This window comes from Streptomyces sp. NPDC042201, assembly GCF_055582185.1.
The window spans coordinates 35,064-50,759 of record NZ_JBVJDS010000021.1 but is presented as its reverse complement, the minus strand read 5'-3'; the positions used below and the strand labels follow the sequence as shown (position 1 = coordinate 50,759).

Annotated in this window: 12 protein-coding genes; 4 read left to right on the top strand and 8 right to left on the bottom strand. The window is 70.6% G+C overall.

What is annotated here, in order from left to right; translation table 11 throughout:
• Positions 1 to 81: 81 nt before the first annotated feature.
• Positions 82 to 2,649, bottom strand: a complete 2,568-nt coding sequence (locus ACZ6MZ_RS33385) for a M14 family zinc carboxypeptidase (RefSeq protein WP_469356278.1) — start codon at positions 2,647 to 2,649, stop codon at positions 82 to 84.
• Positions 2,650 to 2,792: 143 nt separating this feature from the next.
• Between ACZ6MZ_RS33385 and ACZ6MZ_RS33380 the strand changes: the two genes are divergently transcribed.
• A complete protein-coding gene (locus ACZ6MZ_RS33380; RefSeq protein ID WP_469356276.1) occupies positions 2,793 to 3,605 on the top strand; it encodes an EI24 domain-containing protein in 813 nt (270 codons plus the stop codon).
• 57 nt (positions 3,606 to 3,662) lie between these two features.
• On the opposite strand, the gene ACZ6MZ_RS33375 is transcribed toward ACZ6MZ_RS33380, so the two are convergent.
• Positions 3,663 to 4,946, bottom strand: coding sequence for a pyroglutamyl-peptidase I (locus tag ACZ6MZ_RS33375; protein ID WP_389784429.1), 1,284 nt, complete (start codon positions 4,944 to 4,946; stop codon positions 3,663 to 3,665).
• 83 nt (positions 4,947 to 5,029) lie between these two features.
• Between ACZ6MZ_RS33375 and ACZ6MZ_RS33370 the strand changes: the two genes are divergently transcribed.
• On the top strand, positions 5,030 to 7,552 hold the full coding sequence (locus ACZ6MZ_RS33370; RefSeq protein ID WP_469356274.1) for a beta-glucosidase: 2,523 nt from the start codon (positions 5,030 to 5,032) through the stop codon (positions 7,550 to 7,552).
• 99 nt (positions 7,553 to 7,651) lie between these two features.
• Here ACZ6MZ_RS33370 and ACZ6MZ_RS33365 read toward each other — a convergent pair whose 3' ends face one another.
• Positions 7,652 to 8,638: an aldose epimerase family protein gene (locus ACZ6MZ_RS33365; RefSeq protein ID WP_469356312.1), complete on the bottom strand. Its 987-nt coding sequence runs from the start codon at positions 8,636 to 8,638 to the stop codon at positions 7,652 to 7,654.
• Positions 8,639 to 8,667: 29 nt separating this feature from the next.
• Entirely contained in the window at positions 8,668 to 9,606 is a 939-nt protein-coding gene (locus ACZ6MZ_RS33360) for an SGNH/GDSL hydrolase family protein (protein WP_469356272.1), read from the bottom strand.
• Positions 9,607 to 9,895: 289 nt separating this feature from the next.
• On the opposite strand from ACZ6MZ_RS33360, the gene ACZ6MZ_RS33355 reads away from it, so the two are divergent.
• Positions 9,896 to 10,390, top strand: coding sequence for a DUF3145 domain-containing protein (locus tag ACZ6MZ_RS33355; RefSeq protein ID WP_384183898.1), 495 nt, complete (start codon positions 9,896 to 9,898; stop codon positions 10,388 to 10,390).
• Positions 10,391 to 10,423: 33 nt separating this feature from the next.
• Entirely contained in the window at positions 10,424 to 11,296 is an 873-nt protein-coding gene (locus ACZ6MZ_RS33350; RefSeq protein ID WP_469356270.1) for an NAD(P)-dependent oxidoreductase, read from the top strand.
• 85 nt (positions 11,297 to 11,381) lie between these two features.
• On the opposite strand, the gene ACZ6MZ_RS33345 is transcribed toward ACZ6MZ_RS33350, so the two are convergent.
• The 4 genes from ACZ6MZ_RS33345 to fabF form a co-directional block, all read right to left on the bottom strand.
• The gene (locus ACZ6MZ_RS33345; protein ID WP_389784179.1) at positions 11,382 to 11,945 is read right to left on the bottom strand and encodes a hypothetical protein; all 564 of its coding nucleotides are present in this window, start codon (positions 11,943 to 11,945) and stop codon (positions 11,382 to 11,384) included.
• Complete coding sequence (locus ACZ6MZ_RS33340) at positions 11,938 to 13,737, bottom strand: alpha/beta hydrolase (protein ID WP_469356268.1); 1,800 nt, start codon at positions 13,735 to 13,737, stop codon at positions 11,938 to 11,940. Before ACZ6MZ_RS33340 ends, ACZ6MZ_RS33345 begins: the two co-directional genes overlap by 8 nt.
• 9 nt (positions 13,738 to 13,746) lie before the next feature.
• Positions 13,747 to 14,187: a hypothetical protein gene (locus ACZ6MZ_RS33335; protein ID WP_469356266.1), complete on the bottom strand. Its 441-nt coding sequence runs from the start codon at positions 14,185 to 14,187 to the stop codon at positions 13,747 to 13,749.
• A gap of 217 nt (positions 14,188 to 14,404) precedes the next feature.
• Positions 14,405 to 15,667, bottom strand: coding sequence for a beta-ketoacyl-ACP synthase II (fabF, locus tag ACZ6MZ_RS33330; protein ID WP_389784183.1), 1,263 nt, complete (start codon positions 15,665 to 15,667; stop codon positions 14,405 to 14,407).
• Positions 15,668 to 15,696: the final 29 nt, after the last annotated feature.

The window sequence follows — 15,696 nt, the reverse complement described above, 5'->3', positions numbered from 1 at the left end:
AGGGCCGGACCCCACGCGGGGTCCGGCCCTCGGGTTTTCGAGCGCCCGGCCGGTTACGTGTGGCCGGTCACGGGCGCCCGGTTACTTGGCGGAACCGAGCAGTGCCCGTCCCAGCTGCGCGAACGCCCCCTTGGGGTGGTCACGGAAGAGCGGCTCCGTGCCGAACAGCACCACCGGCGTGCCCTGCGCGGACGTACCGCTGACGATCGAGGGCTTGCCCGCGGCGTCCGCCGGGCCGCCCGAGCCGTTCTCGTTCGCCCGCCAGTGGCCCGAGACCAGCGGATTGCCGGTGCCGTACGACTGCTCCACCCGCACTCCGGTACCCAGACCGGTGAACCACAGCGGCGAGTAGACGAAGGTGTGCGCCGGGGCGCCACCCGTGATCCGGCCGCCGGCGTTGGCCACCCGCACCACGCCGTTGGCGTCGCCGTTGCCCGCCACTGGTGTGGCGGTGAGCAGTCCGGCGGCGGTGTTGAAGGCCGCCCCGGCGGAACCGAGCGCGACCAGTCCCGCGCCCCCGTCGAGGAAGCCGTCCAGGGCCTCGCGGGCGGCCGGGTTCAGACCGCCGTACTGCAGACCGGAGGAGACGTACAGCACGTCCGCCGCCGACCAGTCGAAGCCCGCGTTCAGCGTCGCGGTCGACACCGGCAGCACCTCGAAGCCCATCTCGCGCAGCGCGAACTGCTCGCCCGCGGTCACCGCGGCCGCGACGCGCGTACGGTGCAGCGACCCGGTCCCCTTCTCCTTCGTGGCGGCGAAGACGACGCCGTAACGGTCGGCGAGGACACGGGCCTGACGGCGGGCCGAGGACGGCACGATCGCCGCGCCGTCCGCCGCCCGGCGTACCTTCACGCCTTGGCCGAGCAGGGAGTTGAGAGCGGCCAGCTCCTTGGGGTCGTCGAGGCGCAGGCGCAGATCGCCGTGGCCCGCCACGGATCCGGTGGGCGAGGCCGCCTGGACCGTACGGCCCGCGATGTCCAGCCCGCCGGTGACCTTCTGCACCGTGTCGACGCTCGCGCCCCACAGCAGCCCCAGGCTCCAGCCCGAGATGTCGTACATCGTGGAGACGTCCGCGCTGATGTCACGGCCCGCGGCCAGGATCACATTGGCCACACCGCGCTTGGGCTGGTGCATGTCGACCACGTACGAGCCCGCCGGGTACGAACGTCCCGCGAGCCGGAAGCCGCTGCGCGCCTGCTCCACCCGTACGTCATTGGCGACCAGATGGTCCACCAGCCGGGCCGCCGCCGGCGCCGAGCGCTGTCCGCCGCCGGCCGGGATCACATACGCCCGCGGGAACTCCGTGGTGTACACATCCTCGGGACCGATGCCCGGTACGCCCGGCACGGTCTCCTCGGACACCGGGCGCTGGGCCTCGCCCGCCGCGCCGCGCCGGAACGTCTCGATCTGATCGGCGATCACCGACGCGCGGTGGTCCAGCGTGTAGCCGAGCGCCGCGCGCATCGCGGCGCCCGCGATGTCGGTGTTGATGGCGGACCTGCGGCGCAGCTCCTCGACCGGCAGGTTGGTGTAGTCGGTGCCGTTGACCCTCAGCGGGATCTCGATGGTGTGCGTGGCCACCGCGCCCTGGAACGCCATGTACTGCGGGGTGAAGATCGGCGGCCAGTCGTCCCAGCCCTCCTGCTGGTCGCGGAAGGGGATGACGGGCGGCTGGACGCCGTCCTTCGCGGGCGTGTAGCCGAGATCGTTCACCGCCTTCTCCATGCCGAGGGCGTTGGCGTACGAGTTCTTGAGGAAGAGGTCGTACTCGTAGTTCTCGCCGTGCGGCGGGGTCGTCGGCTCGATCAGCGTGCCGTTGACGTAGCCGTGCAGGTCGAGCATGACGGCCGGCTGCTTGTCGATGGCGATCTGCCGGACGGCGCGCGTCTCGGGCTGCGAGGCGGTGATGAAGTCGCGGTTGAGGTCGAAGCCACTGGCGTTGGGGCGGGTTCCGGCGATCCGGCCGTCCGGGTTGGACGTGACATTGAGATAGATCCGGTTCTTGGCCAGCAGATCCTTTGTCCTGCCGTCCTTCGCCTTCGCCAGCTCCTCGATGAGCTTCAGCGCGGCGTCGGTGCCCTCCCACTCATTGCCGTGGATGTTGTTGTTGATGAACACCGGCGTCTTGTAGCCGGACTTGATACCGCGGTCCTTGGCGGCGGCCGCGGGGAAGTCCTCGATCCGCTCGCGCATCCGGTCCTGCTCGCGGGCCTCCCGCTCGGTCTCGGGCGCCGTGACGGTGACGAGATACAGGTCGTGCCCGCCGGCGGAGCGTCCCGCCACCTCCACGCTGACGCGGTTGCCCAGCTCCTGGAGGGCGTTGAGGCGCGGGGCGAGTGCGTGATACGGAGTCAGACCGAGCTTGATCGACTTGTCGGCGGGGTTCTCGGGCGGCGCTTCGAGGACCGTACGGCGGGGGTAGCCGCCGTCCTTGCGCAGCGCGGGACCGGGTGTGCCGAGCGCGGCGAGGGGGGCGGCGGCGGACGCCTGGCCGGTCCTGCCGGCCGCGGAGTCCTGGGCCCCGCTGTCACGGACGTGATGCGGCCGGGGGTCGGCACGGCCGGGAACGGCGGAGGCGGGGAGCGGGGCGAGCAGCAGCGCCCCCGCTGTGACGGCGGTGGTGAGCAGAACAGGTCTGGGTATCCCCATGCGTGGTACCTCCGGGATGGCGGAACTGATCAAAAATGATCGGTGGCGATCGACGGTGATCGGCGGAGATCGGTAAGCAGGGTCTACAGGTTGTGCTCCCCGACTTCAAGAGGCGTCGGCGATCGGCCGGTAGGGTGAACCCCATGCGTGATCTCGGGACGGGCTTCGGGTACTTGATGAAGGGCCAGCGCTGGGTCGTCGGCCGCGGCCGCTGGTTCGGATTCGGGCTGCTGCCCGGTCTGGTCACGCTGGTGCTGTACGCGGGCGCGCTGATCGGTCTCGGCTACGGCGCCGACGATCTGACGGCCTGGGCGACGCCGTTCGCCGACGACTGGTCCTCGCCCTGGCTCGGTCTGTTCCGCGGCTTCCTCACCGCGCTGCTCTTCGTCCTCGGGCTCTTTCTCGCGGTCATCACCTTCACCGCCGTGACCCTGCTGGTCGGCCAGCCCTTCTACGAGTCGCTCTCGGAGGAGGTCGACCGCTCCGAGGGCGGTGACGTCCCCGAGTCGGGACTGTCGTTCTGGCGGGAGCTGTGGATCTCCACCCGGGACAGCCTGCGGATCCTGGCGCGGGTGGCGCTGTACGGCGTCCTGCTCTTCGCGCTCGGCTTCATACCGGTCGTCGGGCAGACCGTTATCCCCGTGCTCGGCTTCTGCGTCTCCGGCTTCTTCCTGACGGAGGAGCTGACGGCGGTGGCGCTCCAGCGGCGCCGGATCGAACTGAAGGAGCGCCTCGTCCTGCTCAGGGGCCGCCGCATGCTCGTCCTCGGCTTCGGTGTCCCGCTGACCCTCGCCTTTCTCGTGCCGCTCGTGGCGGTCTTCCTGATGCCGGGCGCGGTGGCGGGCGCGACGCTGATGGCCCGCGATCTGGTGGCGCCGGAGGAGGACCGGGACGACGAGGACGGCCCCCGCCCGCCGGGAGCGACGCTCTCCCTGGGCAAGAGCGGGCAGCAGTAGTCCAGGACATGACGCCGCCGCCGGAGCCGTATCGGATCCGGCGGCGGTGTCGTTTCCTCAGGAGGCTTCCGCCGCCACGGTGATGATCGACCGGAGCTGGGCGATGATGTCCAGCCGGTTCTGTACGAACGCCGGATCCGTCACGGTCCCGGTCGCCGGGTCGGTGTTCCCCGCCCCGAACTCCAGTACCGGCGTGTGCACATGGCCGCCCGGGATGTCCCGGCCCAGCCGGTCGCGGAGCAGGGTCGCCCGGTAGGCGATCTCATTGGAGAGATAGTCCCCGCCGCCGCCCGCGCGGGCCGCCGAACCGGGCGTGGGCCCGTCGGGCCGTACCACCGGCGCGGTCGCGCCCGCCGGGACCTCGGTCACCGACGTGTTGTCGTACACCGGGAACCGGCCGGTGTCCGCCGCCACGATCGCGGGATACGGCAGGCTGGTCACCGTCCACTGCGGCTGCGACGCCGGATCACCGACCGGCACGAGCCCGGTCTCCGAGACATTGTCGTTGTCCCCGAACCCGCCGCGCCAGGCGCCGTTGAACCGCTCCACATCGATCCGGCCCACCCGGCCCTGGCTGACCGTCGTGAACAGGTCGGCCTGGGACAGCGGCCGGCGCAGGGCCTGTTCCACCGTGCCGTCGGCGAAGTCCTGCCAGCGGACCGGGAAGACGGCCGTCTCGATGCGGGCCGGCCCGTCGGCGGTCCTGATGACCGTGCCGTCCAGCGCCAGCGCCGTCGCCCCCGACGGATTGCTGATCCGGATGTCGCGGTCCAGCGTGAACGGGTCGAAGCCCGTCACCACGATCCGCTTGATGCCACGGTCGTGGCCGCCGCCGCGCGCCGGGAAGGTCAGCGAGTCCTGGCCGCGCGACGAGCGCTCCAGCTTCCCGAGCAGACCTGCCCGCGCGGAGTCGGACAGCCCGAACCCCGGCTCCCACGCGCGCAGTTCACGGGTCATCGCGAGCCGCGCCCAGTACAGCGGCCGGTCGTCGTCCCGGCTCAGATCGCCGCGTGCGGGGCCCCGCCCCTGCGCCCGGTCCACCGCCCGCTGCCACAGCCGCCCGCCCTGCCGTACGACAGCCCGCTCGGCCTCGGCGTACGAGTCCGCGCTCCGCAGTGACCTGACGAAGTCCGGTGCCACCGCGTCGAAGCCGCTGCGCCGCAGGATCTCCTGCGGCACGGCCCGGTCGAGGCGCTGCTCCTCGACGGTGAACGCCGCGGCCGAGGGCCCCGGTTGGGCGGTGGCGAGCGGCGGTGGCGCCGCGAGGGTGAGAGCGGCGGAGGTGAGCAGGACGAGTCCGAGCAGGTCCGGGCGTACACGTATCCGGCCCTTGGTCCTCATGAGTCTCACGGGATTCCTTCCGTCGGGTGGCGGAAGTATCGCCTCCGGAGGGGGTGGATGACCATGGCGCCCAGATCCTGTCCATGTCACCATTCACCGGTACTCGACGAGGAGGTACGGCTGTGGCAGGCGCATCCGACACCCGGGCCGAGCAGGCCCGCAACGCCGCTGTCGAGGCGGCGCTCGGCAAGCTGGACCTGGACGCCAAGGCCCGGCTGCTGGCCGGCCAGGACATGTGGTCCCTGCCTGAACTCCCCGAGATCGGGCTGGCGTCGCTGGTCATGTCCGACGGGCCGATCGGGGTCCGCGGGGTCCGCTGGACCGCCGACGACCCCTCCGTCGCCCTGCCGTCGCCGACCGCGCTCGCCGCCTCCTGGGATCCCGGTCTGGCCCGCCGGGCCGGCCGGCTGCTCGCCCAGGAGGCCCGCCGCAAGGGCGTGCACGTCCTGCTGGCGCCGACCGTGAATCTGCACCGCTCGCCGCTCGGCGGCCGTCACTTCGAGGCGTACAGCGAGGACCCGTACCTCACCGGCGAGATCGGCACCGGATATGTCCTGGGCGTCCAGGACGGCGGCGTCGGCACCACCGTCAAGCACTTCGTCGCCAATGACGCCGAGACCGACCGCTTCACCGTCGACAACATCGTCGCCCCGCGCCCGCTGCGCGAGCTCTATCTCGCCCCGTTCGAGACCATCGTCGCCAACGCCCACCCGTGGGGCATCATGGCCGCGTACAACCAGGTCAACGGCTCGACGATGACCGAACACCGCTATCTGCAGAACGACGTCCTGCGCGGCGAGTGGGGCTTCGACGGCTACATCGTCTCCGACTGGCTGGCCGCCCGCTCCACCGTCGGCGCCCTGCTCGGCGGCCTCGATGTCGCGATGCCGGGACCGCGGACCGTGTACGGCGAGGCGCTCGCCGCCGCCGTGCGGGCCGGCGAGGCGGCGGAGTCCGCCGTCGACGAGGCCGTACGCAATGTGCTGCGGCTCGCCGCCCGGGTGGGCATCCTGGACGGCGCCCCCGCCGCCGTCACCGAACCTCCCGCGCCCGTCGACGGCGAGGCCCTGGCCCGCGAGATAGCCCGCCGCTCCTTCGTCCTCGTACGCAACGAGGTACGCGACGGGCACCCCGCACTCCCGATCGACCCGGAGAGGACCGGCACGGTCGCGCTCATCGGCGCCGCGGCCCGCGACGCCCGGGTCCTCGGCGGCGGCTCCGCGGTGGTCTTCCCCGACCACATCGTCTCCCCGCTCGACGGCCTCACCGCGGCCCTGCCCGAGGGCGCCCTGACCTACTCCATCGGCGCCGACCCCAGCGGTGAGGTCGGCCCCGCGGAGAAGGGGTTCGAGCTCAGGGCCGTCTGCCGGGCCGCGGACGGACGGGTCCTCGGGACCGCCTCGGTCCCCGGCGGCAGGGTGCAGTGGGCCGGCAGCGACCTGCCCGACGGCGTCACCCACGACGAGCTGCACACCATCGAGCTGACGGGGAGCTTCACCCCGCGCGAGAGCGGCGAGCACACCTTCGGCACCCGGGGTCTGGGCGGCTTCGTCCTCACCGTCGGCGGCGAGGTCCTCTTCGACGGCTCCGAGGGGCCCCGCGCGGCCGGCGACCCGTTCGAGGCGTTCTTCGGCGCCCCGGTGGAGCGCGCCCGCGCCGAACTCGTCGAGGGCGAGCGCGTCGAGGTCTCCCTCCACCACACCGTCCACAAAATGCCGGACGCCCCGATCAAGGCCGTCGCCCTCTCCCTCCTCCACCTCGGCCCGCGGCACGACCCCGACGAGCTGATCGCGGAGGCCGTCGAGGCCGCCCGTACCGCGGGCACCGCGGTCGTCGTGGTGGCCACCACCGAGAGCGTCGAGTCCGAGGGCTTCGACCGCGAGAACCTGAAGCTCCCCGGCCGCCAGGACGATCTCGTACGGGCCGTCGCCGCGGTCAACCCGAACACCGTCGTGGTCGTCAACACCGGCTCCCCGGTGGAGCTGCCGTGGCGCGAGGACGTGGCCGCGGTGCTGCTCAGCTGGTTCCCCGGCCAGGAGGGCGGGGCCGCCCTCGCCGATGTCCTGCTCGGCGCGGAGGAGCCCGGCGGCCGGCTGCCCACCACCTGGCCGGTCGCCCTGGCGGACGTGCCGGTCTCGGCGACCACCCCGTCCGACGGTGAACTCCACTACACCGAGGGCGTGTTCATCGGCTACCGGGCCTGGGAGCGGGCCGGCGCGAGCCCCGCGTACCCCTTCGGCCACGGCCTCGGCTACACCGACTGGGAGTACGAGACGATCGCGGCCACGACGTCCGACGCCCGGGTGCGGCTGCGGAACGCCGGTGTCCGTACGGGCCGCGAGGTCGTCCAGATCTATCTGGCGCCGGTGGACGACGCGGTGGACGGCGCGGTGGAGCGCCCGGCCCGGTGGCTGGCCGGCTTCGCCTCGGTCGAGGCGGGCCCGGGGGAGACCGTCGAGGTGCGGATCCCGCTGCGGCGGCGGGCCTTCGAGATCTGGGACGAGGAGTCGGGCTCCTGGTCGTTCGTCCCCGGCGCGTACGAGGTCCAGGCCGGCCGCTCGGTCGCCGACCGCCGGCTGAGCGCCACGGTCGACGCGCGGGCGTAGCGAAACGTACGGCCCCGGTGCGGACCTGACGCCGCGCCCGGGCCGTACGCGTGTACCTGACGCCGCGCCGGGGCCGTACGCACGTACCGTGCGTCCCTGTCAGCGCACGCCGAACCCGTACGTCGTCGTCGACACGTACACCTCACCGGGCCGCAGCACCGTGCTCGGGAAGGCGGGCCGGTTCGGGGAGTCCGGGAAGTGCTGCGTCTCCAGCGCGATGCCGGCGCCGGGGCCGTACGGCTTTCCGTCGAAGTGGTCGCCGGTGTACAGCTGCATTCCCGGCTCCGTCGTCGTGACCGTCAGGACCCGGCCCGAGACCGGGTCGTACAGCTCGGCCGCCGGCGGCTCCCCGGCCCGTCCCGGCGCGTCCAGGACGAAGTTGTGGTCGTAGCCGAGGCCCACCGGACGCGGCTCGCGGAAGTCGAAGCGCGTGCCCTCGACCGGCGTCAGCTCACCGGTCGGCAGGGCGGCGCCGTCCACCGGGGTGATCCGGCCGGCCGCGATCCGCAGTTCGTGCCCGGTCGCGCTGCCGCTGCCCGCGCCACCCAGATTCCAGTACGTGTGGTTCGTCAGATTGACGGGCGTCGGGGCGTCCGTCACCGCGCGGTAGTCGATCCGCAGCGCGCCGTCCGCCTCCAGCGCGTACGTCGCCGAGACATCGAGGCGGCCGGGGAAGCCCTCCTCACCGTCCGGGCTGATCCGTGACAGGCGCACCCCGTGGTCGCCGTCCGGCTCCGCGTCCCACACCCGCCGGTCGAAGCCCCGCTCGCCGCCGTGCAGGCTGTTCGGCCCGTCGTTGCGCGCGAGCCGGTGGGTGGTGCCGTCCAGCGTGAAGGCTGCGCCCGCGATGCGATTGGCGTAACGGCCGACCAGCGCGCCGAAATACGGCCCCCGGGAGCCGAGATAGCCCTCCACATCGGGGAAGCCGAGCGCGACATTGTCGACGGTCCCGTCCCGGTCGGGCACCTCGACCGACTGCACGACACCGCCGTACGTCAGCAGACGTAGCCGGGTACCGGCCCGTTCGAGGGTCCATCGGTGGACGGGTGTACCCTCAGCGGTCACCCCAACGCGTTCCGTGTTCATGACAGTCACGGCAAGCACCTTACGCCCCGTCACGAAGGGGGCGCCGCCGCGGTGACATTGCGGTACGCGATCTCAGCCAGCCGGCCCTGCCCGTTCTTGCTGGGGTGGAACCAGTCCCAGTGGCTCAGCTGTTCGCCGGTGAACCGGAAGTCGAAGACCGCCCCGCCGTCGTACCGGCAGCGCGGGTCCTTCGCGCACACGTCCTTGAGCGCGTCGTTGTACGCCACGATCCGGTCGTACACCATGTTCCGCCGCTTCTGCGCCCGCTCGCTCATGTTCTGCGCGTCCCCGAGCATCGTCGCGCAGATCCCCAGTTTCCAGATCTGCCGGCCCAGCGGATTGACCCGCCCGGTCGACCAGAGCCGTTTGAGGTCCGGCACGCTCGACACGTACACCTGCGCCTTGGGCGCCCCGGCCCGCAGCTGACGCATCGACGCCACGAACGACGCGCGGAACGAGGCGACCGGCGTCATCTGCTCCGCCGTGTCCTGACAGGCGTCGTTGGCGCCCACCATGACCGTGACCAGCTCGGGGTCGCGCTGCGCGGCCTGCGCCATCTGGCCCGGCAGATCGGACATCTGCGCCCCGGACTCGGCGTGGTTCCAGCTGCGCTCCGTCACCGCGGGCGCGCCGAGGAGCCGTAGCGCGAGGCTGCGCACCGTGCTGTCCGTACCGGTCGACCAGGACACCTCCGGGCAGTCCGCGAGCACCGCGCAGGCGTCGAAGCCGCGGGTGATCGAGTCACCCACCGCGGCCACCGAGGCCGGGCTGCGGTCCCAGTCGGGCGTGGGGCGCGGGGACGGTCCCGCCCGCTTCGCCGCCGAGTCCGCGGATCCGGCCGAGTCGCAGCCGGCCAGGGCGCCGGCCCCGGCGAGCACCACCGCCGTCACCGCCGCGACGCCGGCGCGTGACCGGCGGCTCCGGTTCCGGCCAGGATTCCGGCTTCCGCTCCGGCGGCTCTCCCGCATCACGACCCTCCCCATTGGTGTCCTCTGACGAAGTGTGGCGTCTTCAGGCATCCGGCGGCGTCCTGGCGAGTGAAAGCTTCGCGCATATCGGCGCCGGGACCGACGGTACGTCACCCCGGGCCCCCCGGCGCACGGTAGCTTTTCCCACGTCGAACCAGAGGCGCCTGATCCCCTCGACTCCGGTAAATTACATCACGTCACATGCTGTCCCTTTTGCGGAGTTTCTCTCCCGATGCTGTTTACTGAGGCCGCTGGGAAAGGCGAACCTCGTCCCACACTGGAGGTCCCGGTGACGACACGTGGAGTTCTGTACGTTCACTCCGCACCCCGAGCGATGTGTCCGCACGTCGAATGGGCGGTGGCAGGCGTGCTCGGCCTGCGGGTCCAGCTCGACTGGATCCGGCAGCCCGCCGCGCCCGGCACCTGGCGGGCCGAGGTCTCCTGGAAGGCCCAGCCGGGTACCGCTTCCAAACTCGCCTCCGCCCTGCGCGGCTGGCAGATGCTGCGCTTCGAGGTGACCGCCGAGCCCTGCCCCACCGCCGAGGGCGAGCGGTACAGCGCCACGCCCGACCTGGGTATCTTTCACGCCGTCACCGGAATGCACGGTGACATCCTGATCCCCGAGGACCGGCTGCGCGCCGCTCTGGCGCGGTCCCAGCAGGGCGAGACCCAGTTGGAGGCGGAGGTCGCCAAGCTGCTCGGCAAGCCGTGGGACGACGAGCTGGAGCCCTTCCGGTACGCGGGCGAGGGCGCCCCGGTCCGCTGGTTGCACCAAGTCGTCTGAGCGCACCGGGCCACGGCGTCCTACCGTGGTCCCATGGCTGATCAACTCACCGTAGCTGTCCTCGGCACCGGCATCATGGGCGCCGGGATGGCCCGTAACCTCTGCCGCGCCGGACACGACGTCCGCGTCTGGAACCGCACTCCCGCCAAGGCCGAACCCCTCGCCGCCGACGGCGCGCATGTCGCCGGCACCCCCGCCGAGGCCGTGACCGGCGCCGATGTCGTCCTCACCATGCTGTACGACGGGCCGGCCGCCCTGGAGGTCATGGAGGCCGCAGGACCCGCCCTGCGCCCCGGCGCCTTCTGGCTCCAGTCGACGACCGCGGGCGTCGAGGCTGTCGCCTCCATGGCCGATCTCGCCCGTCAGCAGGGGCTGGTCTTCATCGACGCGCCCGTACTCGGCACGAAGGCCCCGGCCGAGAGCGGCGAGCTCATGGTGCTGGCCGCGGGCCCCGAGGAGGCGCACGCCCCGCTCGCCCCCGTCCTCGACGCCATCGGCCGGCACACCGTCTGGCTCGGCGAGGACGCCGCCTCCGGCCCCGCCACCCGCCTCAAACTCGTCTGCAACAGCTGGGTCCTGGTCGTCAACCACGGCACGGCCGAGGCCCTCTCCCTGGCCAAGGGCCTGGGCGTGGACCCGCAGCACTTCCTGGAGGCCATCAGCGGCCCCCTGGACTGCGGCTACATGCGCACCAAGTCCGCCGCCATCCTCAACGACGACTACGCCCCGAACTTCTCGGTCACCACAGCGGGCAAGGACGCCCGCCTGATCGTGCAGGCCGGCGCGGACGCGGGCGTACGCATGGACCTCGCGGCCGCCGGCGCGGAACGCTTCCACCGCGCCGAAGCCCAGGGCCACGGCGACGAGGACATGGCGGCGTCCTACTTCGCGAGCTTCGACAGCTGACGGCCTGGGGGGTTGGACCGTCAGCTTCAGCCCGGTTCACCCGATCGGGTGGTCGTCGCAGGCAGTCCGGCGTCTCCTGTCCAGGTCAGTGAAGGTCGGTTCCCTCAGGGGCGCGATAGCAACGGGAGGTGATGCTGATGCTGATCAACTCCTTGAGGTCTCCGGACCTCTCCCTGGCCCACTCGATCTGCACCGTGTGATGGGACGTGGGGTTCACCGCCACGATCTCCGGGTTCTTCGCGCGGGACTTCGTCTCGCCGTCCTTTGTGATGTCCCAGCCGTGTTTTGGCAACTGTTCGCGGAGGCTCTGCATCGCCTCCGCGAACGTTCCCTTGTTCAGGTCGTAGATCGACCACGGATGATAGATCGTGTAGTGCGTCTTCAAGTCGGGGTCGACTGCTTCGCAGACGCTGACCCCCGCTCCCGGCCCGCTGACCTTTCCTTTGATGCTCATCCAGTCAATCAGACTGCTGGAAATCTTGTTGACCTCCTCCTTGGCAGGTGCCACCGCGCGCACTTCCGGCTTGTAATCGAGCCCGTCACTGTTCACAGAGGAGCATCCCATCAGAATCAACGAGGCGGCTACAACACAGACCGATAGCGGGAAACGCCGGGTCCGCCGCAGCGACCCGGACACAAATTCACTCAAGTGTCACACCTTTGTAGTCGCCTACGATGACGCGTGCTTGGTTCTTCAGGCTGACAGAGGCATTTCCGTTGCCGTCCATGTCCCAATAGGCGCTGTGATCTCCGGCATCCGACTGCATGACATTCCCGCCGAACGATTCATCGGTGGGAATGGTCCAGTTGTCGCCGAGCCCCATGCCCCGGCCACCTTCCCGGACGACATTGTCGAGACCTCCGGCGCCCATGGCCCACATGTGGTCGGGTTTGATGCCCAGGTCGGCGGCGCGGTCCGCCTGCATGCCCGGGCTGCCGGCCACGAGCACATCGTCGGCGGCCAGCGGGCCGTCTGTCCACGTGCCGGACTTGGCCGCGTCCCCGATGACCGTACTGCCGTAACTGTGGCCGATGGCAGTGGTATGCGCTGTGGTTCCCGTGGCGTACTGGTGCGCGGTCTGATTGCCGTCGAGGAAATCACGGAAAGCGGGTCCGGCTTTCTCCGCATATTTGTCGTGCGTGGCCTCCGGGATGTTGTCAGGAGCGTCGTAGTCGAACCAGGTGATGGTGGATACCTCGTCGCCAGGAGCCAAACTGGAGCTCGTCTTCCATAGGTTGTCGCTCTTGTTGAGGTTGCCGCCGATGCCGCCCAAGTCCGTGCTCGTGCCGGGCACAAATACTGCCGTGTGGTCAGCCGTATCCGGGTTGCCGTTGGCCAGGATGACCTTTCCGTCTCCCTTGCCCTCGGGGTCGAAGCCCAGCAGGAATGCTTCGGGCAGGCCATCTTCGCCGGTGCTGTCGAAGCGCTTCTGGATCGCGTCCATCCCGTTCAGGGCTGACTGCAGTTCTTTCCGCTCATCCCCGTACTTCTCATTCCACTCGCGCCACTCGGCGGTGTATCCGTTCGGCTTGGGCCCGACGGATAAATATTTGGGCTCAGGCTCCGGCGGCATCGACTCCAGGCGCGTCCTGTACTCGCCGTGTTTCTCGTTCAGTACGGTGCGATTGGCCTCGTCGCGGACATCTGCCGGGAGACCGTTCAACGCGCCGACCCGGTCGGGGTGCATGGAAATGTAGTCGGCCCGCTCATCGTCGGTGAGGCTCTTCCACCACTCGGCGTTATCCGCGGGATCGCCGTTCCGGGGCGGGAGCTTGATGCCGTCCAGGTAGTGTTCGGCTCCCTTCCGGACGCCGGCCATGTCCTTCTGGGTATCCGCCCAGTCCTTGTCGGAGACGGTCAGGTCGTCGTCGGCCTTCAGCTTCCGCAGCGTGGGGGCCCACTTCTGGTCGGCTTCCGTCGCTTCCTTGAGGGCCTCGGCGATGCGGTCGGCGCACTCCTGGGCGTAGGCGTAGTTCGGGTTGGGGTCGAAGCCGGCCGCCTGGCGGTTGATCGCGTTGGCCGTCTCGTCAGTGGTGCCCCCCGCCGTACCGCCTTTCGGGGTCGCACCGTCGACCTTGTCGCCCGCCGCCGGGTAACTGACCGAGCCGTCGGACCTCACCGTGAACTTCCTGGCCTGCGCGTCCGCGACGGCCGCATCGAGTTTCCTCTTGGCCGACTGCATGTCGGAGGCGCACGCGTTGAGGGCCGTGCTGACCAGACCACATTCGACCTGGATGTAATGGAAGTTCTTCGACAGGTCCTGGAGTTCCCCGACGGCCGCGTCCACGGCTTCACCCGCAAGAGCCTTGCGCATCGCGGCGGTGATCTTATTTTCCAGGGTGTCCTTAGCCTGACTCGCCATGCCGCTGGTCGAGCGGAACCCGTCCGCCGCGTCCTCGAACTCGGAGAGCTTGAGGGATTTGAGTGCTGCGAAGTCCATCGCTCGGACTCACCGGCCCCGGCTCTGGCCACCGGTCGCGGGTGTGTCCTCGTACCGGTCGCCCAGCTTGCCGAACGCGCTCACGATGGCCTGGTCGTTCTTGTACTCGTCGTGGCCCGCCTTCTCCAGCGGCTCCTGGAGCCCACCGCACCTGCCGCTCACATCGTCCAGATAGCGCTTCCAGGACTGGTAGACCTCCCGCTGGGCCACCGCGCTCTCCACACCTTCGGCGTTGCCCGCCGCACGACGCTGTCCCTGCTCCAGCGCAGTCCGCGCTTTCTTGATGTCGTCCTTGAGTAAGCCAACGCTGTTCGCCGCCGCGGTCCACGCGGCCTTGCTCAACTTCGTCCCGCCCGGGCCGTGGCTCCCGTCAGCTCTCGCCAGGCGCATCCCGGACTCAGCAGATGCTTCCCGCTTCACCTGCGCCCACTCCGCCGCAAAAGAGGCCATGCCTCCCCACCCCCACATTCTTCTCATCGTTCACCATGGCAACGACCATGATTTTACGGACTGGGCTTGGCCGGCAGAGTGAGTACTCCTACTCACACTGATGCGGCATCAGCCGGACCGGGGTCGGCGAACTGAATCGGTGAGGGCACGCAAACGCCCGGCCGGGGGAGACCCTGGCCGGGCGTTGTGCGTGGTGGGACGAGCTGTTGGCGGTGGGTCAGATCGTGCGGAGGGCCAGGACCACGTTGTGGCCGCCGAAGCCGAACGAGTTGTTGATCGCCGAGATCGTGCCGCTCGGGAGCGCGCGGGGTTCGCCGCGTACGACATCCGCGTCGACCTCGTCGTCGAGGTCGTCGAGGTTGATGGTCGGCGGGGCCGTGCGGTGGTACAGCGCGAGGGCCGACGCCACGGTCTCGATACCGCCCGCGCCGCCCAGCAGGTGACCGGTCATCGACTTCGTGGCGGAGACGGCGACATGGTCCAGATCGTCGCCCAGGACCCGGCGCAGCGCCTTGATCTCGGCGACGTCGCCCTGCGGGGTGGACGTGGCGTGCGCGTTGAGGTGCATGATCTCGGCGGGCTTGAGGTCCGTCGAGTCCAGCAGGTTCTGGAGCGCCCTGGCGATGCCGCGGCCGGTGGGCTCGGGCTGCGCGATGTGGTGGGCGTCGGACGACAGGCCCTGGCCCAGCACCTCGCAGTAGACCCGCGCGCCGCGCGCCGCGGCGTGCTCGGCCGACTCCAGGACGAGGATGCCCGCGCCCTCACCCATGACGAAGCCGTCGCGGCCCTTGTCGTACGGGCGGGAGGCCTTGGCGGGCTCGTCGTTGTTCTTGGACATCGCCATCATGTTGGCGAACGCCGCCATGGGCAGCGGATGGATGGCCGCTTCCGTACCGCCGGCGACGACCACATCGGCGCGGCCGGTACGGATCATCTCCACGGCGTAGCCGACGGCTTCGGCGCCCGACGCGCAGGCGGAGACCGGGGTGTGCACGCCCGCGCGGGCGCCCACCTCCAGGCTGACATTGGCCGCGGCGCTGTTCGGCATCAGCATCGGCACGGTGTGCGGGGAGACGCGGCGTTCGCCCCGCTCCTTCAGCACGTCGTACTGGTCGAGCAGGGTGGTCACGCCGCCGATGCCGGAGGCGATCACGGTCCCGAGCCGGTCGGCGTCGACAGAAGTGTCTTCGCCGGCCTTGGCGGTGTAACCCGCGTCCGCCCAGGCCTCCCGGGCCGCGATCAGCGCGAACTGCGCCGAGCGGTCCAGCCTGCGGGCGAGCGGACGAGGCAGTACATCGCCCGGGTCGACCGCCGCGACGGCAGCGATACGGACCGGCAGGCTGGCGAAGCGCTCGCCCTCCAGGGGCCGCACGCCGGAACGGCCCGCGAGCAGACCTTCCCAGGTCGATGCGCTGTCGCCACCCAGCGGTGTGGTTGCGCCGATACCGGTGACGACCACGGTGCGATTGGTCGAGCTCACTGGAATTCTTTCTCCACGTGTAGAGGGTG

Bases quoted from the DNA above. Each gene is read 5' to 3' on its own strand.
- ACZ6MZ_RS33385 (WP_469356278.1), bottom strand. From the start codon at position 2,649: ATGGGGATACCCAGACCTGTTCTGCTCACCACCGCCGTCACAGCGGGG.
- ACZ6MZ_RS33380 (WP_469356276.1), top strand. From the start codon at position 2,793: ATGCGTGATCTCGGGACGGGCTTCGGGTACTTGATGAAGGGCCAGCGC.
- ACZ6MZ_RS33375 (WP_389784429.1), bottom strand. From the start codon at position 4,946: ATGAGGACCAAGGGCCGGATACGTGTACGCCCGGACCTGCTCGGACTC.
- ACZ6MZ_RS33370 (WP_469356274.1), top strand. From the start codon at position 5,030: ATGTCACCATTCACCGGTACTCGACGAGGAGGTACGGCTGTGGCAGGC.
- ACZ6MZ_RS33365 (WP_469356312.1), bottom strand. From the start codon at position 8,638: ATGAACACGGAACGCGTTGGGGTGACCGCTGAGGGTACACCCGTCCAC.
- ACZ6MZ_RS33360 (WP_469356272.1), bottom strand. From the start codon at position 9,606: ATGCGGGAGAGCCGCCGGAGCGGAAGCCGGAATCCTGGCCGGAACCGG.
- ACZ6MZ_RS33350 (WP_469356270.1), top strand. From the start codon at position 10,424: ATGGCTGATCAACTCACCGTAGCTGTCCTCGGCACCGGCATCATGGGC.
- ACZ6MZ_RS33340 (WP_469356268.1), bottom strand. From the start codon at position 13,737: ATGGACTTCGCAGCACTCAAATCCCTCAAGCTCTCCGAGTTCGAGGAC.
- ACZ6MZ_RS33335 (WP_469356266.1), bottom strand. From the start codon at position 14,187: ATGGCCTCTTTTGCGGCGGAGTGGGCGCAGGTGAAGCGGGAAGCATCT.